Here is a 23,930-nt window from a genome sequence, read left to right as displayed (position 1 = left end):
CCCCCAGCCCATGCGAGGGGATACGGTGCCCGCCCCCAGCCCACAAGTCAACGCCGTACCCATGAGGAGGACTAGGGCCAAAATCCCCCAAATTCTGATGGAAGAGTTCGTCGGCCGGCACCGGTTGCCTCTGCACGCAGTCGTGGAGGCGGTCAAGCCAGGCCGCAGGCTCGTGTGGCGCTTCCGCAAGGTGGCGCCTCACTGAGTTCCCGTTGCTGCGGGACTAACTCCGACGCAATTTCCGCATCGGGCACGAAAGACTGACTGCCGTCCTCAGCCCTCGTCGTCGTGGGCCATCAGCTCGCTCTTGTTTTCACCGGCCATAAAGTGACGTCCTCGATAAGCTCGGGCAGCCCCCGATATCCATGTCGATGAAAGCCGAGTGCTGCCGGGCGCAGGCCACCAGTTCAGCCAGGTGCGCCTTCGGCCGGTGTCGGATCGCGTCCAGGCACGGGATGCCTCCGTCATGTGTTTGCGTGGTCGACCAGGCAAAAGAGGGCGGCGAGAAGGCTCCGGCACCTTCTAGCGCACCTTCTTACCCGATATCCAGGATCAGCGGCATATGGTCGCTATGTGCCAACCAGTCTCCGGAGTCCCCCACCATGAGGTCAGCTGGCACACCATTGCTCAGGAACGCATAGTCAATGTGATGCCCGAATCTCTGGTTCCGGGTGTGAAAGTACGTTTTGGTCGGCTCCGCCCCTTCGCCCGTCACGCCGGTGCGGTGGTAGACGCTGCTCAGTCCAAGGCCGCCTAGCTTTTCGACCAGCATGCTGTGGTTCCTTCCAGGATGATGCTTGTCCCAGACCGAGTTGCTATTAAAGTCCCCCATCAGCAGCGCCGTTTCGCCCGAAAGGAAGCCAGAGTGCCGATCGACAATTTGGTGGGTGACGCGGACATACCTCAGTTCGCGATTCAGCTGATGTGCCCATAAGGCGACGATGTTGAGTCCGTCCACCGAAAATGGCAGATGCCAGGGCAGGTTGGGGTCCGCGAACTCCGTAACTTTGTAACGAGCGCTGGCGATACCCAACACTCCGAGACCTTTGTTTGGGTTACTGCCTGTCCAAGCCGCAAAGGGGTGCCCAGCTGAGGAGATGTCTTTCTTTGCGACTTCTTGAAGAATGAGGACGTCGGGTTGCAGCGCCTCGATCAGGTGACGTTTCTTGTAATACGCCATGGAGCAGTTCCACGAGACGATTCGCACTGGGTTCCCTTATATTCGACTGCTGGAATCTTATCGGGCCTCGGCCACCACCAAGCAACGCCGACCTGCGCCAGAAGCCCATGAAATCGGTCTCACCACGGCCAGCTTAAGACGGAGTTTGGTGCCTGATCGTGTCCGCCGTCGTTCTTCTTGCCGGAGTCGTCCTAGCGTCCAAGCCATTCTGGCCACGCGCGCAGCAGGCCAGCAGTACCACGCTGAATAGCGGTGGCCACCCGTTGCGAGCCCAGCTGGCATGCCCAACAGTCCAACAAGGTTGGGGACTCTGTGGTGGTCACCAGCCACCGGCACCGCCGCCCGCAGGTTCGACCCAGAGGTTTCACCATCAGGAAAGGCAGCCCCCGGCCGGAATCTCCATCGTCAGGACCTTTGTCCCTGACCAACCCGGCCGCGGGCAGCGATCCTAAACAGAGACAGCTGCCCTGAGAGTTAACCGATCTTGTCCGCAGTGGCGGGGACGAGCGCAAGGACCAGAGGACTCGAAACCCTTCCAAAGGTGCCGCGGACGGCACGAGCCCGAAGGTGTCCAGCCGCTCGTACTTCCCGGGAAGAAGGCGTTTTGGCATCCCGGGGGGCCTCGTCGTGGCGATCCCGAACTGCTTAGGACAACCATGCGCTGCGGGGTTCTTCACCCCCGGCCTGGAACGAATGGAGGATCAGATGGGGATATGGCGAGGAGTCAGCTTATGGATTTTGGCGGCATCGTGGTTCCCCGACCGTGTCAGTGCCGGACCTGCGCCCGGGGATAGGGATTTCATTACTGTGGACGGCGAATTGTTCAACTACGCAGCCTCAGCAGAGGCTGTGGTCCGCAGCGTCGAATACGCGGACCGGAACGAAATCATCATCGACAGGTCAGGCAACCGCTATCCGCTGCGCGATGATGAGAACGGACACCTCGAGCTTGGGCAATCCTCCGGAAAAGCAGATTTTGATTGGCTGCGGGAGGCATGGGACTCCGCACAGCAGGAGGATCCCCAAAGGTACCCCCTGGAACGGGTGATGCCGGACGCTGATATCGAATTTCTGGCATCCCTCTTCGAAATGCTGGAAGAAACAACCACGGGGGTGGTCGAAGGCTGGACCTGGAAGGTGCGACAGCCCGGCCGGACACATCATCTCGATTCACTGGATGATGTCAACGAACTGCTGCGCAAAGCGACTGACCTGCCGGACACCATCGTGCAGGACCCCTACGAACATCTGTACCGGCCATACCGTATGATCCGGGGCACGCTGGCCCTGACAGACCGGCACTACCTCGTGTACCGCGAAGAGTTCCCAGAGGATGTTCCCGACGCCTGATTCTTCGGTGCGAACCTCCGGCTCCCGCGCTGGCACCCGTTGTCTTTATCCTGGCCATCGTCGGGGCGTGAGTTCTTTCTGCGCCTGACGGGATTCCTGGGTCAAGTTCCTCGTGACTGGGTTAGGGAAATGAGTGAAGTGGATCCGGCTCCTGGGGCCGGACGACCGCAGGCCAGCGCCGCAGTGCTTCCCCGGAGGTTGCTGCTGGTTCTGGCCGTCGTCATTTCCGCGCTGGGGGTCGCTGGTGCTGGTTTGGCGTTGACCTGACCACGCGCTTGCCGGCTGGCAGCCATTTCGTTATGCCTGGGTTGAACGCTGTAATGGGTCACCGTCTTTGCGATGTGCCGGGCCGTGGGCATTAAACGCGAAGGAGCCGGCGGTGCGCCGGCTCCTTCCTTTGTAGACCGGCCCTATGAGCGGCAGGCCTCTGATGCGAAGGCGAGGCATGGGAGGATCGGGGTATGGAAAACACCCCCGAGGTCCTCCGATATGCGGCCTTTTCCACCACACCACATGGCGGCAATCCCGCCGGGCTGGTCCTGGATGCCGGCCATCTGGATGAAGCCAGGATGCTGGCGGTGGCGGCCGCCGTCGGGTACGCCGAAACGGCCTTTGTGACGGAGCAGGGTGTCGGAGGGGACCCGCGTAGGAGCCGGGTTCGGTACTTCTCGCCGATCGCCGAGGTGCCGTTCTGTGGCCATGCGACGATTGCGCTCGCCGTTGCGCTGAGCGTTCGCGACGGGGCAGGATCCTTCACCTTTGACACCCCTGTCGGTCCCGTCGTCATCGAGACAGCAGGCGCTGAGGCCGACATCACTGCATCGTTCACAGCCGTTGAACCACAGCTGGCCGAATTCGACGACGCCGTCCTGGCTGAACTCCTCGGACTGCTCGGCGTCGGGGAGGTCGATCTCGATCCGGCCTATCCGCCCAGGATCGCGTATTCGGGAAACTGGCATCCGGTGCTGGTCTTCGCCAACCGTACCCTTTTCGATTCCTTTGGCTTCGATCCGGGGGCGGTGCGCAGCCTCATGGACGCTCAAGGCTGGGCCGCAACGGTGACGGTCCTGCACCGTATTGGAGATGGCGAATTCGAAGCGCGGAATCTGTTCCCAGTGGGCGCCATTACGGAGGACCCTGCGACAGGGGCCGCGGCGGCTGCTGTCGGCGCCTACCTGCGCATCCTGGGCTTGGTCAAGCCCCCGTCGAGAGTCCTAATCCACCAGGGGCGGCACGTCGGCCGGCCGGGCCTACTCACCGTGGACATTCCCGCTGCCGGCGGGATAGTGGTCAGCGGCACGGCCGTCCGGATTCCCGTCCACCCCTGAAAAGCGCTGCCGGGCGGCCAGTCTCACCCGTCGTCATCCGCACTGTCCCCCCTCCAGCATCGCCGCTTCCACGTGAGCGCGGTTCGGGGCGGTTGCCTCGAGATCGAGGCCACACCACAATCATGCCAGCGACGGCCCTCGTGCGAAACGCTTGCACACCAGGTCCGTCACCGTGCTGCCAAGTAGGCTCAATCCCACACGTGACTGACAGGAGGGTGCAATGGCCGAGACTCTGACCGGGACGATGGTGGCCGAGGTGATGGCCGAGCTGGCCGAGCTCGAGGACCCGAGGGCACGAGAGGTGAACGAGAAGCACGGTGACGATCACGGGGTGAACCTCGGAAAGCTGCGCGCGCTCGCGAAGCGGCTGAAGACGCAACACGAACTCGCCCGTCGGCTGTGGGAGACGGATGACACAGCGGCGAGACTGCTGGCGATCCTGATCTGCCGGCCAAAGGCATTCGAGCGTGCCGAGCTGGACGTTATGTTGCGCGAGGCGCGGACCCCGAAGGTGCACGACTGGCTCGTGAACTATGTGGTAAAAACGAACGCGAACGCCGAAGAACTGCGTTTGGCCTGGTTCGCCGATCCGGATCCGATGGTCGCGAGTGCAGGGTGGGCGCTGACCACCGAACGCGTGGCCAAGAAGCCCGAGGGTCTCGACCTGGCAGGACTGCTGGACATCATCGAAACGGAGATGAAGGACGCCCCGGACCGCCTGCAGTGGGCGATGAACCACTGCCTGGCTCAAATCGGGATCGAGCACCCCGAGCACCGCGCCCGTGCAATCGACATCGGTGAGCGCCTGGAAGTGCTCAAGGACTACCCGACTCCCCCAGGTTGCACGTCTCCGTTCGCGCCCGCCTGGATTAATGAGATGGTGCGCCGGCGGTCTGATCTGTAGGGCGGTTCAGCCATCACGACTGCCGGGGTTTTCTGCTTTGTGGATTAGTCCTGCTCTTGTATCACCCGCAGGGCCTCACGCTTTGGCACCATCTTCGCGACGTCGTCAAAGACGACAACCGGAGCCAGGAAGCCTCTCCCGGTTTCTCATCCGGCGAGGAACACAGGATTCTCAGCGGTCAGCCGGCGCCCTGGCCCTCGCGGGCCACTTCCTCCAGAATCCTGGCTGTCGGCGCTGCCGACATCAGCTGCCCTATCACCTCCGGTTTGTCCCACACCTGACTGCGCAGCCGTTCCAGAAAGAGGGTCGCGACGTCCTTGGTGTCGAAGTCAAGGAACACGGCCACGCTGTTTTGGTCCTCCGTATCCCGGAACACCCGGACAGACCTGGCGCCCGAGGCGGCGCGGCCTGCGGGATCAGTGTCGAAGACCTTCTTCCATGCCTCGTAGTCCCGGACCGGATAGCTAATCTGCAGGGTGAACATCGTCGTTCCTTTCCCTCGGGCTGTGACAGGACCACGATAGGCCTTCAGGCGTCATCCCGGTAGGGCCGGAGAGCGGCCGCGATCCGGTGCTGCGCCGCCCTCCTGGCATGAGAAGGCTCCGGCATTGCTGCGGTTCAGCGGGCGCCGATCCACAAACTCGCAGATGCGAACTTGGCCTCTTCCGCGGAGGGGTCGGAGTTACGGAAGCGGGCTGCCGAGAACACCAAGTCCATGCTGACCGGCGGGTTCGGCTCGCTCGGAATCCAAGTCATCTTCCTTTACAACGCGTGCGTCTAGGCCGTGATGAGCCAGTCGGTTTTGATCCAAACCCTCACAGCGAAGTTAGATAGGCGGCGCCGTCGGTCCAGCCGTCATCCATAGTGTTCGCCGAAAGGAACGACCCCGCACGCGTCCGCCCGCGTGCAGGGTCGTTCCGAGCTTCGAAGGGCTCATCACACAGAGGAGGGGAGGACTAGAAGTCCCAGTCGTCATCCTCAGTATTAACAGCCTTGCCGATCACGTAGGAGGAACCCGATCCGGAGAAGAAGTCGTGGTTCTCGTCAGCGTTCGGCGACAGGGCCGACAGGATTGCTGGGTTCACGTCGGTGACTGAGGCCGGGAACATGGCCTCGTAGCCGAGGTTCATCAGCGCTTTGTTGGCGTTGTAGTGCAGGAACTTTTTGACGTCCTCGGCCAGGCCGACGGAGTCGTAGAGATCGTGCGTGTACTGGACCTCGTTTTCGTACAGCTCGAAGAGCAGCTCGAACGTGTAGTCCTTGATCTCCTGCTTGCGCTCCTCGGAGAGGCCTTCCAGGCCCTTCTGGAACTTGTAGCCGATGTAGTAGCCGTGCACGGCCTCGTCGCGGATGATCAGGCGGATCAGGTCCGCCGTGTTCGTCAGCTTGGCCCGTGAGGACCAGTACATCGGCAGGTAGAAGCCCGAGTAGAACAGGAAGCTCTCCAGCAGCGTGGAGGCCACCTTGCGCTTCAGGGGATCGTCGCCCTGGTAGTAGTCCATGACGATCTGGGCCTTTTTCTGCAGGTTCACGTTCTCGGTGGACCAGCGGAATGCCTCGTCGATCTCCTTGGTGGAGGCCAGCGTGGAGAAGATGGAAGAGTAGCTTTTCGCATGCACCGACTCCATGAAGGCGATGTTCGTGTAGACAGCCTCTTCATGCGGGGTGATCGCGTCCGGAATCAGCGAGACAGCCCCGACGGTGCCCTGGATGGTGTCCAGCAGGGTCAGACCGGTGAACACGCGCATAGTGAGCTGCTGCTCGTCCGGGGTCAGCGTCGCCCACGACTGCACGTCGTTGGACAGCGGGATCTTCTCCGGCAGCCAGAAGTTGTTGACCAGGCGGTTCCAGACGTCCACGTCCTTGTCATCCTGGATGCGGTTCCAGTTAATGGCCTCAACGTGGCTAAGCAGCTTGACCTTCTCGGTCATGTCATCCCCTAAAAGTTGGGTTAGTTCTCTAGTTAAAGCGTACGACGGCGGGCGGGCGCCCGCCGTCGTACTCAAGCAAAATCAACCGACATCGGTTACAGCATGCAGCTGACGCAGCCGTCAACCTCCGTCCCTTCCAGCGCAAGCTGGCGGAGACGGATGTAGTAGATCGTCTTGATGCCCTTCTTCCAGGCATAGATCTGGGCCTTGTTGATGTCGCGCGTGGTGGCGGTGTCCTTGAAGAACAGCGTCAGGGACAGGCCCTGGTCCACGTGCTGCGTGGCAGCGGCGTAGGTGTCGATGACCTTCTCGTAGCCGATCTCGTACGCGTCCTGGTAGTACTCCAGGTTGTCGTTCGTCAGGTACGGCGCCGGGTAGTACACGCGGCCCAGCTTGCCTTCCTTGCGGATCTCGATCTTGGAAGCCACCGGGTGGATCGAGGAGGTGGAGTTGTTGATGTAGGAGATCGAGCCCGTCGGCGGGACAGCCTGCAGGTTCTGGTTGTAGATGCCGTGCTCCATGACGGAAGCCTTCAGCTCGCGCCAGTCATCCTGCGTGGGGATGTGGATGTTCTGGAACAGCTCCGCAACCTTGGCGGTCTGCGGGACCCATTCCTGGTTCGTGTACTTGTCGAAGAACTCGCCGGTGGCGTACTTGGACCTCTCGAAGCCGCCGAACGTCTGTCCGGTCTGGATGGACAGCCGGTTGGAGGCACGGACAGCGTGGAACACCACCGAGTAGAAGTAGATGTTGGTGAAGTCGATGCCTTCTTCGGAGCCATAGTGCACCCGCTCCCGGGCCAGGTAGCCGTGCAGGTTCATCTGGCCCAGGCCGATGGCGTGGCTCTGGTCGTTGCCGCGGGCGATCGAGGGCACCGAGGTGATGTTGGACATGTCCGAGACGGCCGAGAGCGCGCGGATGGCGGTCTCGATGGTCAGGCCGAAGTCCGGCGAGTCCATGGCCTTGGCGATGTTCAGCGACCCCAGGTTGCAGGAGATGTCCTTGCCGGTCGCATCGTAGGACAGGTCATCGTGGTATGTGGTGGGCTGGGAGACCTGGAGGATCTCGGAGCACAGGTTGGACATGATGATCTTGCCGTCGATCGGGTTTTCCCGGTTCACGGTGTCCTCGAACATGATGTACGGGTAGCCGGACTCGAACTGGATCTCCGCGAGGGTCTGGAAGAACTCGCGCGCCTTGATCTTGGTCTTCTTGATCCGGGAATCGTCCACCATCTCGTAGTACTTCTCGGTGACCGAAACGTCGGAGAACGGCATGCCGTAGACGCGTTCGACGTCGTACGGCGAGAACAGGTACATGTCCTCGTCCTTCTTGGCCAGCTCGAAGGTGATGTCCGGGATGACGACGCCGAGCGAGAGGGTCTTGATGCGGATCTTCTCGTCCGCGTTCTCGCGCTTGGTGTCCAGGAAGCGGTAGATGTCCGGGTGGTGCGCGTGCAGGTACACCGCGCCGGCACCCTGGCGGGCACCGAGCTGGTTGGCGTAGGAGAAGCTGTCCTCGAGGAGCTTCATCACGGGGATGACGCCGGAGGACTGGTTCTCGATCTGCTTGATCGGCGCGCCGACCTCGCGGATGTTGGTCAGCGCAAAGGCCACGCCGCCGCCGCGCTTGGACAGCTGCAGGGCGGAGTTGATGGACCGGCCGATCGACTCCATGTTGTCTTCGATGCGGAGCAGGAAGCAGGAGACCAGCTCGCCGCGCTGCTTCTTGCCGGCGTTCAGGAACGTGGGGGTGGCCGGCTGGAAGCGGCCCTCGATGATCTCGTCGACCATCTGGGTGGCGAGCTGCTCGTCGCCGCGGGCCAGGTGCAGGGCCACCATGCAGACGCGGTCCTCGTAGCGCTCCAGGAAGCGCTTTCCGTCGAACGTCTTCAGCGTGTAGGAGGTGTAGAACTTGAAGGCGCCGAGGAAGGTCTCGAAGCGGAACTTCTTCTTGTACGCGCGGTTGTAGAGATCACGGATGAAGTTCATCGTGTATTGGTCGAGGGTTTCGCGCTCGTAGTACTCGTTCTTGACGAGGTAGTCGAGCTTTTCCTCAAGGTCATGGAAGAACACGGTGTTGTTGTTCACGTGCTGCAGGAAGTACTGGTGCGCCGCCTCGCGGTCGGCCTCGAACTGGATCTCGCCGTTCGGGCCGTAGAGGTTCAGCATGGCGTTGAGCTCGTGGTAGCCCAGGCCCTGGAAGGCAGCCGGCATAACCGGCTTCTCGCCGGGGACGGTGTGCTTCTCGACGGCGGTTTTGCCGGCGGCGTGTGCGCCCGTTACTTCCGTGTCTGCGACAGTCGTGTCCAAAATTCTTCCAATCCTTGTTGTACTCGGCTGACGTCTTCCGGCGTCCCCATGAGTTCGAAACGATATAGGTGCGGGACCTGGCATTTCGCGGCGATGATGTCGCCGGCCATGCAGTAATTGTCCCCAAAGTTCGTGTTGCCCGCCCCGATGACACCCCGGAGCTGTTGCCGGTTGCGCGGATCGTTCAGGAAGCGGATGACCTGCTTCGGAACGGATCCCTCTCCCCCGGTGCCTCCATAGGTGGGAAGCACCAGCACGTAGGGTTCGGTGGCCACGAGCGCGGGTTCCCTCGGATGGAGGGGGATCCGTGCCGCGTCGATGCCCAGCTTCCTGACGAAGCGTGCGGTGTTCTCAGAAGTGGAAGAGAAGTAGATGAGGTGGCTGGTGGTTGTTCGGGCGGCATCTGCCGCCACCGGCGTCTCTGCTGCCAGCGGCGTGTTGGCTGTTGCCAGTGCCATGGGAGTAACTCACCTCATCTGACGTGTATTCCTGCGAAGCGGTTCAGGCGACGGCGTAGGCCTGCGCCAGTTCCTCGATCTTGTCGGGGCGGAAACCGGACCAGTGGTCCTGGTCGGTGACGACAACCGGGGCCTGCATGTAGCCGAGGGCCTTCAGGCGCTCGAGGGCATCCGCATCCTGCGAGATGTCGACGCTCTGGTAGGTGATGCCCTTCTTATCCAGCGCGCGGTATGTCGCGTTGCACTGAACACAGGCCGGCTTCGTGTAAACCGTTACGGTCATGGTCCCTGTCCCCTTTGTTGAAGTCTGTATTTTTCGTTCGCCGGGCCGGTGCGGGACAGGAATCCTTATCCGTTGCTGACCCCAGCCGGCGGACTTTGCCGCTGGTCTGGAACTGTAGTCCGATACTACATGCAGCACTACATGTAGTGCGCGACGTCGGGGCGAACCCCTAGATGATGTATTACAAGTATGTCATTTTATGCACCGTCCGTCCACAGGGGAAGGGCTCAGAAATGTCCGCGTTTCCGCGCTTTTGGCAGACGATGTCCACAGCTTGTGGACTGGCTATGCACAATTAACTCCCCTGCGTGTCGCGTGCCGGACGGCGTGTCGCGGCAGCGGGGAACAGTGCCCGGCAGTGGCGACAAACACTGGCTGTGGTGTCCGGGAACACGAAAAAGGCGGGCACCCGGGGGTGCCCGCCTTTCGCGTGGTGACTAGCGGCCCTCGCCTGCTGCCCGGCGGTCCAGGACGATCTGCTGCACGTCGAGGTAGCCGGTCTCGAAGCCCGCCCGGGAGTAGCAGAGGTAGAACAGCCACATGCGCTGGAAGATCTCGTCGAAGCCCAGGGCCCGGACGTCGGCGGAGCGGGCCATGAAGCGCTCTTCCCAGAGCCGCAGCGTCTGGGCGTAGTGCTCCCCCATGGCGAGGCGTTCGCGCACGCGCAGCCCGGTCTGCTTCTCGGTGATGTCCTCGATGGCGCGGACGGAGGGAATGACGCCGCCGGGGAAGATGTACTTGTGCACCCAGGTATAGCTGGTGCGGGTGGCCATGAGCCGGTCGTGGGCGATCGTGATGGCCTGGATGGCGACCTTCCCGCCGGGGGCGAGGACGCGTTCGATGGTCTGGAAGTACGTGGCCCAGTATTCGAAGCCCACAGCCTCGATCATCTCGACGGAGACGACTGCGTCGTACTCGCCTTCGACAGCCCGGTAGTCCTTGAGCTCGATCGTGACGGCGTCGGTGTAGCCGGCGTCGGCGACGCGCTTGCGGGCCAGCTCCTGCTGCTCGCTGGAGAGGGTGACGGAGTAGACGGTGGCGCCGCGCTGGGCGGCCCGGAGGGCGAGCTCGCCCCAGCCCGTACCGATTTCCAGTACCCGGGTGCCCTGGGTGACGCCGGCCTTGTCCAGCAGCCGGTCGATCTTGGCCTGCTGCGCCGCCGGGAAACCGTCCCAGGCAACGCTCTTCAGAGCCTCGCCCGATTCCGGGAAGAGCGCACTGGAGTAGGTCATGGTCTCGTCCAGGAACGTGCCAAAGAGCTCATTGGAGAGGTCATAGTGCCGGGAGATGTTCGAGCGGGTGTTCTGCTCGGTGTTGCGTTCCTTCCGAGGCTGGCGCGGCAGGTAGAACGCCCGGAGTTTCTGCAGCGGCTCGGGCACGAGCGTTCCGACGCGGGCGGCAAAGACCTCCATGACGGCGGTGAGGTTGTCGGCGTCCCAGTCTCCGGCCATAAAGGACTCGCCCAGGCCGATCAGTCCGCCGTCGCCGAGCCGGGCCGCGAAGGCCTCGGGACGGTTCATGGTCATGACAGGATAGGTTTCTCCGGGCGTGGCGGCCTTGCCGAGGACAGTGCCGTCCGGGTAGCGGACCTCGAGCGGCAGCCGGCGGACCGCGGCTTTGAAGATTGCATCCGCGGCCCGGCCGGCCACACGGGCTTTGAGGCTCGACGGGACGGTGGCGATGCTGGGCCAGATGGCGGCGTCGACCACTGCGGGCGGCTGCGGGACGGTGTAGGGGGCTGCGGCCTCATTGGTCCGGCGCGCGGCGGCGCCTGATCCGGTCGCTTCGGTCATGGTCACTGAACTGCCTCCTGTGAAGAGTGGTGTGGTCGTTTGATGATGGGCAGCCGGCGGGCCCACAGCTTGATTCCCTGCCAGCGGATCTGCGCGGAGACGCGCAGCGGTGCCAGCGGGACCGCGAGCGCCGTGGCGAGGATGTTCCGCACGCTTGCCTCGTGGCGTTCGCCGTCCATGCTGGCGATGAAGGGCTGCTGCCCCTCGCGTTCCAGGACGATCGAGACGGCGAGCCGGTCGGCCGGTTCCGGCAGTTTCATCCGGTACTGGCCCTCGACGTCGTTGAACGGGGAGACGTAGAACGCTTTCGGCACGCTGGCCCGGCCGGCGTCGTCGGTTTCGAGGAGGTAGCAGTGCCGTTCCCCGTAGGTGTTGTGCACCTCGGCGAGGACGCAGCGCAGTTCCCCGGCGGCGTCGTGGCACCAGAACAAGCTGAGCGGGTTAAAGACGTGCCCGAAGACCCGGGCGCTGGCCAGCATGGTGATCCGGCCGCCGTCGAGGTCCATCCCCCGGGTGGCCAGGAACGCCTCCACGTTGCCGCGGAGGGTCCCGTCGGGGTCGCCCAGGTGGTCGGCCACGCGGAAGCCGGCGAGCGGACGGAGCAGACGGGGCAGCACGGGGAGCCGGTCGACGTCGACATACCAGCTGTAGCTGCGGTAGGTGAAGGCATTCTTCAGCGGGGTGCGCCGCACATGCCCGATGGAGGTGCGGTAGATGGCAGCGGTTGCGCTCATGAGCCCTCCGCGGAGACTGTCTGCAGGTCCGGGTCGACGGCGACGGCGCGGTACTCCTCGTTCAGGGCGACGGCGGGATCGTCCCAGCTGCGTCCGAGCCGTTCCGCGGCCTTCACCCCGGAGAGGGCGCCGTCCTCGTGGAAACCCCAGCCGTGGTAGGCGCCGGCGAAAGCCAGCCGGTCATCGCCGAGCTCAAGGATCCGCTGCTGCGCAAGGAGGGATTCGGGGGTGTACTGCGGGTGCTCGTAGACCATGCGCTCCAGCACTGTGTGGTCCGCGATCAGCTCGGATTCGCCCAGGCTGACGATGTAGCGCCCGCCGTCGGCGGGGTCGAGCCGCTGCAGCCGGGTCATGTCGTAGCTGACCAGGACCTTGTCCGGCCGGGCGCCGCAGGAGGGCAGCCGGTAGTTCCAGGACGCCTTGGCGTTGTCACTGGACGGCAGCACGGCATCATCGCGGTGGAAGACGGTGTGGTTGACCGAGTACGGCATCCCGCCGAGCGCGGACTGCTCGGCGGGCGAGGCGTCGGTGAGCATTCCCAGCGCCTGGGCCGGGTGGGTGGCAATCACGACGGCGTCGAACGATTCGGTGGTCAGCGTTCCGGTACCGGTCATAACAGTCAGCTCCACCCCCTCCGCGTGGCGGTGCAATCCGGTGACCGGGCTGGCGAGCCGGATTTCCGGCAGGGTGGCGGCAATCTTCTCCACGTAGCTGCGCGAGCCGCCGGTGACGGTGCGCCACTGCGGTGAGCCGGAGACGCCGAGCAGGCCGTGGTGGCCCAGGAAGGTGAAGAGGTAGCGGGCCGGGTAGGCGAGCGCCGTGGTGGGGTCGCAGGACCAGACGGCGCTGACGATGGGGGTCATGAAGTGCGAGATGAAGTAGCCGCTGAACTTTTCCCGGGCCAGGAACTCGCCGAGGGTCAGCTCCGGTTCGTTTGAGGGGGGCGTCTCGGCGAGCAGGGCCCGGGCCTTGCGGTAGAAGCGCATCACCTCGAGCAGCATCAGCAGGTACCTGCCGTGCAGCAGGGTGGAAGGTCCGGGCAGGATCCCGCGGCCCTTGGCCCGGGCGCCGGCGTATTCCAGGCCGCAGCCGTCGCAGCGGACGGACATGCTCATCTCCGAGTCCTGGGTCTCGACGCCCAGCTCCGCGAAGAGCCGCAGCAGCGTGGGATAGGTCCGTTCATTGTGCACAATGAAACCGGTGTCGATCCCGAGCACCGGACCGCCAGCCTGCGGCACGTCGTGGGTGTGGGCGTGGCCGCCGAGCCGCGAGTCGGCTTCGAACAGGGTCACGGTGTCCTGCCGGTTCAGGACATACGCGGCGGTCAGCCCCGCCACCCCGCTGCCGATCACGGCTACCCGCCGGCCCTGTGGGATCCCTGCTGCATCTGGCACTGATCTGCTCCTGTTGGCTTCGCCTGATCGTCATGGTAAATCTTCTTACGGGCAATTCGTCGCCGAGGGGCTGCCGGATGTGTACGACTTCCAAACTTTTCTGTCCCTGCCAATGTGCCAGAATGAAGCGGGATTGCGGTCCCGCCTCACCGGAACCAGGCGAAGGGCACCCCCATGATTAATCCCGTCCATCTGCGGACCCTTGTCGAAGTCACCCGGCTTGGCTCCTTCGCGGCGGCCGCTACCCGGCTCGGCTACACGGCGTCGGCGGTGTCCCAGCAGATGTCCGCGCTGGAACGGGACACCGGCGTCGAGCTGTTCCAGCGCTCCGCCCGCAGTATCCAGCCCACCGAAGCCGCCCTGGTCATGACCCGGCATGCGGCCAAAGTCCTCACGGACATCGAGGCACTGATGGCGGCGGCCTCCCGCACCGCGGACACCACCCGGCAGGAACTCCGGCTGGGCATCTTCCCCAGCCTGGCCACCTATGTGCTGCCGCGGATCCTGGCGAACCCGGCCTGGAAGAAGCTCGGCATCGACCTGCGGGTGTCCGTGGCAGAGCCCGCCCAGACCATCCAGGGCCTGCGCACCGGCGGCGAGCTCGACGTCGCCCTGGTGTACCAGGTGGGGCAGTCCGGCCTCGCCTGGCCGCATACCGTGAACCGGCAGTGGATCGGCGACGACGATTTCCGGGTGGTGCTGCCCGCAGCCTGGGGCATCGGCACGGATTCCAAGGTCGCCGCGGACCACCTCTCCGACATGCCGTGGATTGTGCACCACCCGGGCACGTCCGACGCAACCGTGATCGAGCGGCTCTTTGCCAGCTGCAACCTGCACCCCCGGGTGGTGGCCTACAGCGATGACTTCCACGCGAGCCTGGAGATGGCCGCGGCCGGGCTGGGTGCGGCGCTGGTTCCCGAACTGGCCCTGCTGCACCGCCCGGCCGGGGTGGTGGTGCTGGACGTTCCCGAGATCCGGCTGGCCCGTAACGTCTTCGCCCTGCTGATCAATGAGAAACAGACCGCGCAGGTCCAGCTCTTCGTCGAGCTGCTGGCCGACACCTTCAACTCCCCGGCCTTGAAGCCCGCGCCGAACCCGTCGGCCCCGCGGAAGAGCTGAGTCAGCGCTGCCGGAGGAGCTTCCCAATGCGCTTCCCGAGGCCAGTCCCTGCCCCGGCGAGTGCGCTGATGATGCGGTGCTTGGTCCTGGTGTACGGCGGGTAGATCAGTTCAAGGGTGTCCGGCCGCAACGGCTTGGCCAGCATGGCCCGCTCGTGCGAGAAGGTCCGCAGCGAGTGCTCCCCGTGATACGCGCCCATCCCGCTGCCGCCGACCCCGCCGAACGGCAGGCCAGGGACCGAGAGATGCGCCGCCGGGACGTCGAAGCACAGCGCCCCCGAGGAGGTCCGCTCCGCGAACTCCCGGCGGGTTTCAGCGTCGTCGCTGAACACATACAGCGCGAGCGGCTTGGCGCGGCCGTTGATGAACCGGATGGCCTCCTCCCGCCCGGCGACCGGGACCAGCGGAAGCAGCGGCCCGAAGATCTCCTCCCCCATGACGGCGTCCCCGGGGGCGGGCCGGAGCAGGGTCGGAGCGAAGTGGCGGCTGGCGGCGTTCCGTTCGCCGCCGTGGACCACGGTGCTGCCGTCGGCGAGAGCGGCGATCCGGGCGAAGTGCCGGTCGTCGACGATCCGGCCGTAGGACTCACTGCGGGAGGAGTCCGGGCCGAAAAGTGCTCCAATCGCCTTGACCAGTTCGCGCTCCAGCGGAACCAGAACCTCCTCGGTGGCCAGAATATAGTCGGGCGCCACGCAGGTCTGCCCGGCGTTCAGGAACCGGCCCCACGCGAGCCGCTTGGCCGCCTTCGCCAGGTCCGTGGAGGAGTCCACGTAGGCCGGGGACTTGCCGCCCAGTTCCAGGGTCACCGGCGTCAGGTTCTCCGCCGCGGCGCGCAGCACCACCTTGGCGGCGGCTTCCCCTCCGGTGAAGAAGATGTGGTCAAAGGGCATCGCCAGCAGGGCGGCGGTTTCCGGGATACCGCCCTCGACCACCTCCGCCGCGCCGGGCAGATACTCCGGGATCCAGCGGGCCAGGGCCGCCGAGGTGGCAGGGGCGTGTTCGCTCGGCTTGAGCACCACGGTGTTGCCGGCGGCGAGGGCGCCGGAAAGCGGGGCCAGCAGCAGCTGCAGCGGATAGTTCCACGGGCCGATCACCAGCACGACGCCCAGCGGGGTCAGCTCGGTCCAGGCCCTGGCCGGTTGGACCGCCAGCGGCACGGGCACGCGGCGCGGCCGCAGCCATGCCTCCAGGTGCTTTTCCAGGTGCCCGGTTTCGGCTGTGACAAATCCGATTTCCGTCAGCAGGGCCTCGGTGCCGTGCTTGCCCAGATCGCTGCCCAGTGCTTCGGCAAACTCTGTGCGGCGCTCGGCCAGCATCCGGCGCAGGCTTGCCAGTTGCTGCAGCCGCCAGGCCAGCGGACGGGTGGCCCCGGTCTCGAAAAGTTCACGGGCGCGGGCGACAGCGGGGGCAACGTTTTGCATCCGCTCAATGTACCGGCACCGCGCGTCCGGAGGGGAGCGGTACCGGATAAAACCTTGGGAATGCTGGAATGGAGCGGTTTTGAGGACTATGTTGAAGGTATGAACAAGGTAGCGAGCAAGCACTTTGGAGAGGTCGAGCTCAACCACGGAAGGGACCACAACTTCACCGCCAAGCATGAACTGGCGGGCCAGACCGTGGAGCTTGACCTGAATGTCAACGCGCATGACCACTTCGACGAAGCGGCCCTGCACAAAGTTGACTACCGGTTGCGCTTCCTGCCTGAACTTGTGGACCAGGTCCGCGAAATGATCGCGGAGGAGCTCGAGCAGGACGGCACCAGCCCGCAGGAGTACCGGCACTTCCACTGCAGCGCGATCAAGGACGAGCACCTCAAGGCGGTCTTCGGTGTCGAGGACAAGGACCAGCTCACCGACGCGGTCTTCCTCAAGGCGCTGAAGCTGGGCCATGTGGGCATCTTCCCCGGCCAGCCGGAACGCTACTTCGTGCTGGACTTCACGCTCGGCAAGCACTTCACCGACGAGGTCCTGGTGGCCTCCGCGGATGAGGACGGCGTCGTGGACGACGAGATCCTCTGGGAATCCTGAATCGACGGCTCCACAACGGCCCTTTTGAGCGCTCAAAAGGGCCGTTGTGGAGCAGTCGATGAGAAAGAACGTACGACGGCGGCCGGCCACCTGTGAAGGGTGACCGGCCGCCGTCGTTGGTTCAGTTGCCTGCTACTTGGCGGCTTCCAGCAGCTCGGCGCGGACGGTCCTGGTGGCGGTGACCAGGTTGCGCAGCGACTCCTCGGTCTCGGCGTAGCCGCGGGTCTTCAGGCCGCAGTCCGGGTTGACCCAGAGCTGGCGGGACGGGACGTGCTTGACGGCGGTGCTGAGCAGTTCGGTGACTTCCTGCTCGCCCGGGACGCGCGGCGAGTGGATGTCGTAGACGCCCGGGCCCACGCCGCGGCCGAAGCCGTGGGACTCGAGGTCGTGGACGACCTCCATGCGGGAGCGTGCGGCCTCGATCGAGGTGACGTCGGCGTCGAGGCCGTCGATCGCGTCGATGATGGCGCCGAACTCCGAGTAGCACAGGTGGGTGTGGACCTGGGTGGCGTCCCCGGCGCCGGCGGTGGCGAGGCGGAAGGACTTCACCGACCAGTCCAGGTATGCGGCCTGGTCGGCCTTGCGCAAGGGCAGGAGTTCGCGCAGGGCGGGCTCGTCGACTTGGATGACCTTGATGCCGGCGGCTTCGAGGTCGGCGATTTCGTCGCGGAGCGCGAGGGCCACCTGGTTGGCGGTCTCGCCGAGGGGCTGGTCGTCGCGGACGAAGGACCACGCCAGGATGGTGACCGGGCCGGTGAGCATGCCCTTCATCGGCTTGCTGGTCAGGGACTGCGCGTACTTGGCCCATTCCACCGTGATGGGGGCGCTGCGGGTGACGTCACCCCACAGGATCGAGGGACGGGTGCAGCGCGAGCCGTAGGACTGGACCCAGCCGTGCACCGTGACGTCGAAGCCTGCGAGGTTCTCGGCGAAGTACTGGACCATGTCGTTGCGCTCGGGCTCGCCGTGGACCAGGACGTCAAAGCCAAGCTCCTCCTGGAGCTCCACGACGCGCTTGATCTCGTCCTTCATCAGCTGTTCGTACTGTCCGGTGGTGAGGTCGCCGCGGTTGGCGCGGGCCCGGGCGGTGCGGATTTCGCCGGTCTGCGGGAAGGAGCCGATGGTGGTGGTGGGCAGCGGCGGCAGCTGCAGGGCCTTGGTCTGCGCGGCTTCGCGGACCGCGTAGTCCGGGCGGTTGAAGTCGGCGTCGGTCAGGGCGGCGGTGCGTGCCCGGACGTCGGCGCGGCGGACACCTTCGGCGGTGGCGCGGTCGGCGATGATGCGGGTGGCCTCGTCGATAGCCGGCTGGACAGCTGCCGGGTCCGCCAGCAGGCCGGCGAGGGTGACCACCTCGGTGGCCTTCTGGTCGGCGAAGGCGAGCCAGCTGCGCAGCTGCGCGGAGAGCTGGACTTCCTCGTCGACGTCGTGCGGGACGTGCGCGGTGGTGGTGGAGGTGCTGACTGCGAGCTTGGCGACGGACTTCTTCAGCTCGGCGATCTTCTCCGCGGAGGCGGCGAGGTCGTTGCGCCAGATGTTGTGGCCGTCCACGAGGCCGGCGACGAGGGTCTTGTCGCCCAGGGCGGCGAGGGCCGCGGCGGAGGGAACTTCGCCCTTGAAGACGTCCAGGTGCAGGGCGTCGATGCCGGTCGCGGCGAGGGTGCCCAGCTGGCCGTTGAGCGCGCCGTAGGGGGTGGAGACGAACAGCTGCGGGCGGCTGGCGGCGGCGGAGAGGACCTCGTAGGAGCGGCCGACGGCGGCCTGGATTTCCCCGGCCGGGATGTCCTGGTCCACCACGAGGGCGGGCTCGTCGAGCTGGATCCAGCTTGCGCCGGCGGCGGCCAGCTTCTCCAGTAGTGCGGTGTAGACCGGCAGGACGTCCTCGAGGCGGGACAGCGGGCTGAAGCCGGCCGGGGCGTCGTCGGCGGCCTTGCTCAGCAGCAGGAAGGTGACCGGGCCGACGATGTATGGGCGGGTTTCCACGCCGTTGGCGAGGGCGTGCTCGAATTCCTCGACGATGCGGTTGGAGGTCAGCGAGAAGCTGGTCTCCGGGCCGATTTCCGGGACGAGGTAGTGGTAGTTGGTGTCGAACCACTTGGTCATTTCCAGCGGCTGCTGGTCCTTGGTGCCGCGGGCCAGGGTGAAGTAGCCGTCGATGTCGAGCTGGCCTTCGGCGTTCAGGAGGTTGCCGAAGCGGGCGGGCACGGCGCCGAGGTGGGCGGCGGCGTCGAGCACCTGGTCGTAGTAGGAGAAGGTGCCGGGGACGGCGGCGGCTTCGGTGAGGCCCAGGTCCTGGAGGCGCCGGGCGGTGCCGAGCTGGATGTCCTTGGCGGCGGCGTCGAGGGCGGCGGCGTTGATCGTGCCGGCCCAGTAGGCTTCCACGGCCTTCTTGAGCTCGCGGCGGCGGCCGATGCGGGGGTAGCCCAGGATCGAGGCAGCCGGGAACGGAGTGGGGTTGAGCGTGTTGTTTGCAGTCATGGGAAGTCCTAAGCGTTGGTGGTGTGGAGCGGAGGGAAGTTGTGAGGCGCTGCAGGCGCCGTCAGCTGGCGAGCTGGCGGCGGCCGGCCGAGCGCTGGTGGTTGCGGCGCGGCCGGGGCAGCGCCAGCTTGTCCAGCACGTCGAGGGCAGCGGTGTGTTCGTTGAAGGTGTAGAGGTGCAGTCCGGGGGCGCCGGCGTCCAGGGCCGCGTTGGCCAGGTCCACGGTGGCGCTGACCCCGATGCGGGTACGTTCGGTGTCGCTGTCCGCGGCGGCGAGCCGTTCCATCAGTGCCGGGTCCGGTTCGACGCCGGTCAGCTCGCCGAGGCGGGTGACCCGGCGGATGCTGGTGAGCGGCATGACGCCCGGGATGATCGGGATGGTGACGCCGGCCCGGCGGGCACGGGTGAGCAGGTCCGCGTACTGCTCGGTGTGGAAGAAGACCTGGGTGATCGCGAAGTCGGCGCCGGAGCGTTGCTTGGCGAGCAGCACCTCGACGTCGTGCGCAACACTCGGGGATTCCGGGTGCCGGGTGGGATAGGCGGCGACGCCGACGGCCACCTTGCCGGCGCATAGCAGCGCGGAGCGGCGTTGTTCGACGCGGCGGATGAGCTCGATCAGGTCCTGGGCGTAGCGCAGCGATCCCTCGGGAGGGACGCCGCCGTCCTTGGGCTGGTCGCCGCGCAGGGCCAGGATGCCCCGCACGCCGACGTCGAGCAGTTCGCCAATGATCTCGGCGAGCTCCTCCGGGGAGTTGCCCACGCAGGTCAGGTGGGCCAGCGGCCGCAGCGTGGTTTCCTGGACGAGGCGGTTGATGAGTTCGACGGCGGTGTTCCGGTTGGAGCCGCTGGCGCCGTACGTCACGGACACGTAATCCGGGTCCGTGGCTTCCAGCTCGCCGATGGTCCTCCAGAGCGATTCCGCGGCTGCGGGCGACCGTGGCGGGAACAGTTCATAGGACAGCGCAACGGGGGCCGTGCCAGCAAGATTTGGGTGGGTGTCAATAAGGCTAGGTGGAGACATTTGCGTCCTTGGCTGTGAACACCGACAGCTCTACCCAAAATCGGGTGCCGTCGGTGAATTGAGTTTGGGGAACACGGAGGGAACTCCAGCAGGACGCAGTCGCGACTGTTACGCCTGAAACGAAGTTTTCCGTGAGCAAATGTCAGGCCCACATGGGGGCACCCACACCCTCCTGGGCCGCCGTGGGGCTGGCCTTCAGCGGAGGATCGCTGACACGTTACTGAGGTAACTTGGATAGAACTCTACGGGCCACCCGAGGGGCGGACAAGTCCGCCCCCGAATTAAGACGCACCTTTACGGCATATTTCGGCCCGGGATAGAACATTCTTCGCCCCGGACGCCGCTACGGGCGGTCCGGAGGCGGTTCGTGGGCAGTCCGTGCGCGGGCCTGCGGCCAGTCTGTGGCCGGTCTGTGCCGGTGCCATCCGGCCCTCCCCATCGTGCCCGCGCAGGACTATCCTGTTGCCATGATCCAGCTTCCAGCCAGCTACCAGGAGTACCTCGCCGGCAAGAGCGAGAGTTTCATCAACACGGTCCGGCCCATTCTGATGCAGTCGGCGGCGGACAAGGCGCACGGCGTCCGGGTCTCCTACAACCACGGCCCCACCGGCCACCAGGCCCACGTGGATCAGTCAATCCCCTTCGGCACCGTCGTCGAGGACATCGACTGACGCCGGTAACCCTGGCCGCGGCCAGCCGGACCTAGTCTCCCAGCAGGAGGCGCTGGGAGCGGGGTGCCAGCGTGTGCTCCAGCACCAGGCAAGCGGCTCCGACCGCGCCAACATCCTCGCCGACGCCGGTGCCGACCACCTCGATCTCATGGATTTTCCGGGTGGCACTGCCTTCCCGGACCAGCTCCGGGATGCGTTCGAGGTAGCGCTCCGAGAGGCAGGTCCAGAACGGGCCGCCAAAGACCACGCGGTCCACGTCCAGGGCGTTGGTGACGGTCGAGACGGCGCGGGCTACCAGCACGGCGGAGTGGTCAATGATCTGCATTGCCCTGGCGTCTCCGGCGCCGGCGGCGGCACACAGTGCGAGGAAGCTCTCCTGGAGGGCGGGGCCGGTCACTTCCGCGAGGGACCCGTCCAGCACCCCGGCTTCGACGGCCTGGGCCACCAGCGCCTGGGGGATGCAGGTGGACTTGATGCAGCCGCGCAGTCCGCAGTCGCAGGGCGCACCCTCAGGATCAACGATGATATGCCCGATTTCACCGGCGTTTCCCGACGTGCCGCGCACCACCTCGTCGTTGAGCACGATTCCGCAGCCGATTCCGGTGCCCATGTACATAAAGATGAAGCTGCCCGCGCCGCTGGGGCCGCCCGCCCAGGTCTCCGCCACGGCGGCACTGGTCACGTCCTTGTCCACGATCGTGGACAGGCCGGTGGCCGCGGCCAGGGCATCCCGGAGCGGCACCCGGTCCCAGCCGAGCAGGAGCGGAGGGTCGATGACAGTACCCTCCTCAAGGTCGATCGGTCCGGGCGAGGCGATCCCCAGGCCGGCGATCCTGGCCGGGTCGACGCCGGAATCCGAGATGATCTGCTTGATTTCGGCGGCGATGGTCTCAATGACGGCCCCGGCATCGGTGCCGGCGGGGGTCTTGATCCGCGAATGCTTGACCACCGCCCCGACCAGGTCCAGCACGACGAACGTGGTCACGGCCGGATCCAGATGAACGCCCACGGCGTACATTCCGGAGGAATTGAGCCGGAGCATGGTCCGTGGCTTGCCCGGCCCGGTGCCTTCCTTGCCGGCCTCGTAGATGAGGTCCTGGTCCAGCAGGCGGCGGGAGATGTTGGAAATTGTCTGGGGGGACAGCCCGACGATCTGGGCCAGCTCGACCCGGCTCAGGCCGGCGGGGGAACGCCTGATGGCGTCGAGGATCACCGTGAGGTTGAAGTCCCCCATTCGGGGCAAATTGGTTCCGCGCCTCGGCGAGGGCTGGCGGATCTCAGTCACTGATACCCCTAAACGTCTTTGGCTGCGCAATGCTTATGTCAGAATCGTACGTTACGCCCCTGTGACCGCACACACGCCCGCTTCATAGTTCAGCGGATTTTCGGGTGCTTGCCGTCACCGTGAATTTAGGGTTCCTGCCAACCTCACGGGTCGGGCCGATCAGGCGCTGCAGCGCGGGCTGGTAATGCAGGTGGCTGTTGAACACCGTCCAGAGCTCCCCGCCGGGCGCGAGGACCCGTCCGGCCGCCTCAATGAGTTTGAGCCCGGCCCCGGCATGCACCGCCGCGCCGACGTGGAAAGGCGGGTTAAGCAGGATCAGGTCGGCGTCACCGGCCGGCAGCAGGCCCATGGCATCGTCCTGGAGGACAGTGATCTGCGCGTCCAGGCCGTTGGCTTCCGCCGTCGCCCTGGCGGAGTCGACGGCGGCCGCGGACTGGTCGGTGGCAGTGACCCGGGATCCCGGATTGCGGCGGGCGTACATGGCCGCGATGATCCCGGTGCCGCAGCCCAGGTCGACGGCGTGCCGCGCCGGCGGCATCCGGGGCAGGAACTCCAGCAGGAACCGGGTGCCGATGTCCAGCCCGGTGCCGGCAAAGACAGCGCCGCGGGCGCACACGGTCAGCCCCAGTTCGGTGTTGTCGACGGCGATGGGGAACGGTGCGGCGCCGGTGGCCGGCCGGGGGCGGCGGGCCAGCAGGATCCGGGATTTCTGCCGGGCCCGCTGCGGCTGGACCTCGCCAAAGTGCCGCTCGAGCACGGCATTCATGCCCAGGCTCATGTGTTTGACCCGGCCGCCGGCCAGCACCACGACGTCGGGGTGGGAGTGCCGGGCGATGGCGTCTGCGGTCTCCTCCAGCTCCGCAAGCGACTTGGGCAGCTGGAGGAGCACCAGGGTGGCCCCGGACAGGAGCCCGGCGCCAAACGGAAACTGTTCGAAGCCGCCGGTGACTCCCAGCCTGCCGGCGTTGTGGCGGAGGGCACGCTCGCCGGTGATGACGTCCTGGTGCACACGGACCGGGCCGGTCAAAGTGTTGGCGGGGTCGGGGGTGGCCCCGGCAGGACCGGCGGTGCCGGCGGTGCTGGCGGCGCGGAGGGCAAGGGCCCCGAGGGTCAGCGCACCGTAACGATCCCCGACAATGGCGAGCCGGCTGCCGGGGTGGAGGAATCCGGTGGCGGGCAGCTCCACAGCGGTGTCCAGGAGGAGCTTGTCCGTGGCGTCCCAGGCCTGCAGGTTGGCCGCCTCCACATCCGGGAACCGGCCCAGCCGGGAGAAGAGGGATTCAAGATCGTTGTCCGCCACGCGCGAGCTGCCGCCTTTAATGAGTCAGGGTGTTCGGGCCTGGAGGTTGCGGGCCCCTGCCAATTTATCCTGCTCCAGCAAAAATTGCAGGATGCCCGCGACAGCGGACCGGCCGGCCCGGTTGGCGCCGATCGTGGACGAGGACGGCCCGTAGCCCACCAGATGGACCCGCGGTTCCGCGGCCACCCGGGTGCCGTGCATGGCGATTCCGCCGCCTGGGCCACGCAGGTGCAGCGGGGCGAGGTGTTCGAGCTCGGCCCGGAAGCCCGTGGCCCAGAGGATCACGTCGGCCGCGAGGAAGCTGCCGTCGGCCAGCCGCACTCCCCCGGGCTCGATGGCGCTGAACATGGGCTGGCGCTCCAGCAC

At 65.7% G+C, this 23,930-nt stretch carries 21 protein-coding genes and 1 pseudogene; 6 read left to right on the top strand and 16 right to left on the bottom strand.

The genetic code is table 11. The features are described from left to right. Nucleotides 1-535: 535 nt before the first annotated feature. Complete coding sequence (locus BJQ90_RS07805; protein ID WP_226759724.1) at nucleotides 536-1,207, bottom strand: endonuclease/exonuclease/phosphatase family protein; 672 nt, start codon at nucleotides 1,205-1,207, stop codon at nucleotides 536-538. A gap of 780 nt (nucleotides 1,208-1,987) precedes the next feature. Here BJQ90_RS07805 and BJQ90_RS07800 point away from each other — a divergent pair. From BJQ90_RS07800 to BJQ90_RS07790, 3 genes are all read left to right on the top strand, one after another. Continuing rightward, nucleotides 1,988-2,530: a hypothetical protein gene (locus tag BJQ90_RS07800; protein WP_226759723.1), complete on the top strand. Its 543-nt coding sequence runs from the start codon at nucleotides 1,988-1,990 to the stop codon at nucleotides 2,528-2,530. Between the two features lie 461 nt (nucleotides 2,531-2,991). After that, nucleotides 2,992-3,858, top strand: coding sequence for a PhzF family phenazine biosynthesis protein (locus tag BJQ90_RS07795; RefSeq protein WP_226759722.1), 867 nt, complete (start codon nucleotides 2,992-2,994; stop codon nucleotides 3,856-3,858). Between the two features lie 220 nt (nucleotides 3,859-4,078). Then, a complete protein-coding gene (locus BJQ90_RS07790) occupies nucleotides 4,079-4,762 on the top strand; it encodes a DNA alkylation repair protein (RefSeq protein ID WP_226759721.1) in 684 nt (227 codons plus the stop codon). A gap of 178 nt (nucleotides 4,763-4,940) precedes the next feature. On the opposite strand, the gene BJQ90_RS07785 is transcribed toward BJQ90_RS07790, so the two are convergent. From BJQ90_RS07785 to BJQ90_RS07745, 9 genes are all read right to left on the bottom strand, one after another. After that, nucleotides 4,941-5,246: a hypothetical protein gene (locus BJQ90_RS07785; protein WP_226759720.1), complete on the bottom strand. Its 306-nt coding sequence runs from the start codon at nucleotides 5,244-5,246 to the stop codon at nucleotides 4,941-4,943. Between the two features lie 134 nt (nucleotides 5,247-5,380). Further along, complete coding sequence (locus tag BJQ90_RS07780) at nucleotides 5,381-5,518, bottom strand: hypothetical protein (RefSeq protein ID WP_226759719.1); 138 nt, start codon at nucleotides 5,516-5,518, stop codon at nucleotides 5,381-5,383. Between the two features lie 200 nt (nucleotides 5,519-5,718). Further along, the gene (gene nrdF / locus BJQ90_RS07775; RefSeq protein ID WP_024368367.1) at nucleotides 5,719-6,693 is read right to left on the bottom strand and encodes a class 1b ribonucleoside-diphosphate reductase subunit beta; all 975 of its coding nucleotides are present in this window, start codon (nucleotides 6,691-6,693) and stop codon (nucleotides 5,719-5,721) included. A 95-nt stretch (nucleotides 6,694-6,788) separates the two neighbouring features. Next, nucleotides 6,789-8,909 (bottom strand): class 1b ribonucleoside-diphosphate reductase subunit alpha, encoded by a 2,121-nt coding sequence (gene nrdE, locus BJQ90_RS07770; protein ID WP_226759728.1) that lies wholly within the window; start codon nucleotides 8,907-8,909, stop codon nucleotides 6,789-6,791. A gap of 65 nt (nucleotides 8,910-8,974) precedes the next feature. Next, nucleotides 8,975-9,463 carry a class Ib ribonucleoside-diphosphate reductase assembly flavoprotein NrdI gene (nrdI, locus tag BJQ90_RS07765; protein ID WP_226759718.1) on the bottom strand — a complete coding sequence of 163 codons (489 nt, stop codon included), beginning with the start codon at nucleotides 9,461-9,463 and terminating at the stop codon, nucleotides 8,975-8,977. Nucleotides 9,464-9,506: 43 nt separating this feature from the next. Continuing rightward, nucleotides 9,507-9,746: a glutaredoxin-like protein NrdH gene (gene nrdH / locus BJQ90_RS07760; RefSeq protein WP_226759717.1), complete on the bottom strand. Its 240-nt coding sequence runs from the start codon at nucleotides 9,744-9,746 to the stop codon at nucleotides 9,507-9,509. A 437-nt stretch (nucleotides 9,747-10,183) separates the two neighbouring features. Continuing rightward, nucleotides 10,184-11,539 (bottom strand): SAM-dependent methyltransferase, encoded by a 1,356-nt coding sequence (locus BJQ90_RS07755; RefSeq protein WP_264197072.1) that lies wholly within the window; start codon nucleotides 11,537-11,539, stop codon nucleotides 10,184-10,186. A gap of 2 nt (nucleotides 11,540-11,541) precedes the next feature. After that, nucleotides 11,542-12,273, bottom strand: coding sequence for a DUF1365 domain-containing protein (locus BJQ90_RS07750; RefSeq protein ID WP_226759715.1), 732 nt, complete (start codon nucleotides 12,271-12,273; stop codon nucleotides 11,542-11,544). Beyond that, nucleotides 12,270-13,667 (bottom strand): NAD(P)/FAD-dependent oxidoreductase, encoded by a 1,398-nt coding sequence (locus BJQ90_RS07745; RefSeq protein WP_226759714.1) that lies wholly within the window; start codon nucleotides 13,665-13,667, stop codon nucleotides 12,270-12,272. Before BJQ90_RS07745 ends, BJQ90_RS07750 begins: the two co-directional genes overlap by 4 nt. A gap of 174 nt (nucleotides 13,668-13,841) precedes the next feature. Here BJQ90_RS07745 and BJQ90_RS07740 point away from each other — a divergent pair, with 174 nt between their 5' ends. Continuing rightward, nucleotides 13,842-14,786, top strand: a complete 945-nt coding sequence (locus BJQ90_RS07740; RefSeq protein WP_226759713.1) for a LysR family transcriptional regulator — start codon at nucleotides 13,842-13,844, stop codon at nucleotides 14,784-14,786. Between the two features lies 1 nt (nucleotide 14,787). On the opposite strand, the gene BJQ90_RS07735 is transcribed toward BJQ90_RS07740, so the two are convergent. Then, nucleotides 14,788-16,206 carry an aldehyde dehydrogenase family protein gene (locus BJQ90_RS07735; RefSeq protein WP_226759711.1) on the bottom strand — a complete coding sequence of 473 codons (1,419 nt, stop codon included), beginning with the start codon at nucleotides 16,204-16,206 and terminating at the stop codon, nucleotides 14,788-14,790. A 99-nt stretch (nucleotides 16,207-16,305) separates the two neighbouring features. Here BJQ90_RS07735 and BJQ90_RS07730 point away from each other — a divergent pair, with 99 nt between their 5' ends. Continuing rightward, on the top strand, nucleotides 16,306-16,812 hold the full coding sequence (locus BJQ90_RS07730) for a DUF2004 domain-containing protein (RefSeq protein WP_226759710.1): 507 nt from the start codon (nucleotides 16,306-16,308) through the stop codon (nucleotides 16,810-16,812). Between the two features lie 132 nt (nucleotides 16,813-16,944). Here the strand turns inward: BJQ90_RS07730 and metE are convergent, their stop codons facing one another. After that, the gene (metE, locus tag BJQ90_RS07725) at nucleotides 16,945-19,287 is read right to left on the bottom strand and encodes a 5-methyltetrahydropteroyltriglutamate--homocysteine S-methyltransferase (protein WP_226759709.1); all 2,343 of its coding nucleotides are present in this window, start codon (nucleotides 19,285-19,287) and stop codon (nucleotides 16,945-16,947) included. A 61-nt stretch (nucleotides 19,288-19,348) separates the two neighbouring features. Further along, on the bottom strand, nucleotides 19,349-20,308 hold the full coding sequence (locus BJQ90_RS07720) for a methylenetetrahydrofolate reductase (RefSeq protein WP_226759708.1): 960 nt from the start codon (nucleotides 20,306-20,308) through the stop codon (nucleotides 19,349-19,351). A gap of 467 nt (nucleotides 20,309-20,775) precedes the next feature. Between BJQ90_RS07720 and BJQ90_RS07715 the strand changes: the two genes are divergently transcribed. Beyond that, nucleotides 20,776-20,979 carry a hypothetical protein gene (locus BJQ90_RS07715; protein ID WP_226759707.1) on the top strand — a complete coding sequence of 68 codons (204 nt, stop codon included), beginning with the start codon at nucleotides 20,776-20,778 and terminating at the stop codon, nucleotides 20,977-20,979. A gap of 31 nt (nucleotides 20,980-21,010) precedes the next feature. Here BJQ90_RS07715 and BJQ90_RS07710 read toward each other — a convergent pair whose 3' ends face one another. From BJQ90_RS07710 to BJQ90_RS07700, 3 genes and pseudogenes are all read right to left on the bottom strand, one after another. After that, a complete protein-coding gene (locus BJQ90_RS07710; protein WP_226759727.1) occupies nucleotides 21,011-22,213 on the bottom strand; it encodes an ROK family transcriptional regulator in 1,203 nt (400 codons plus the stop codon). 133 nt (nucleotides 22,214-22,346) lie between these two features. Continuing rightward, a complete protein-coding gene (locus tag BJQ90_RS07705) occupies nucleotides 22,347-23,564 on the bottom strand; it encodes a class I SAM-dependent methyltransferase (RefSeq protein ID WP_226759706.1) in 1,218 nt (405 codons plus the stop codon). Nucleotides 23,565-23,588: 24 nt separating this feature from the next. Further along, nucleotides 23,589-23,930: pseudogene (locus tag BJQ90_RS07700) on the bottom strand (hypothetical protein); the annotation flags it as partial.

It is taken from the genome of Arthrobacter sp. SO3, assembly GCF_020532825.1.
Classification (GTDB): domain Bacteria; phylum Actinomycetota; class Actinomycetes; order Actinomycetales; family Micrococcaceae; genus Arthrobacter.
This window is presented reverse-complemented; position numbering and strand designations above follow the sequence as displayed.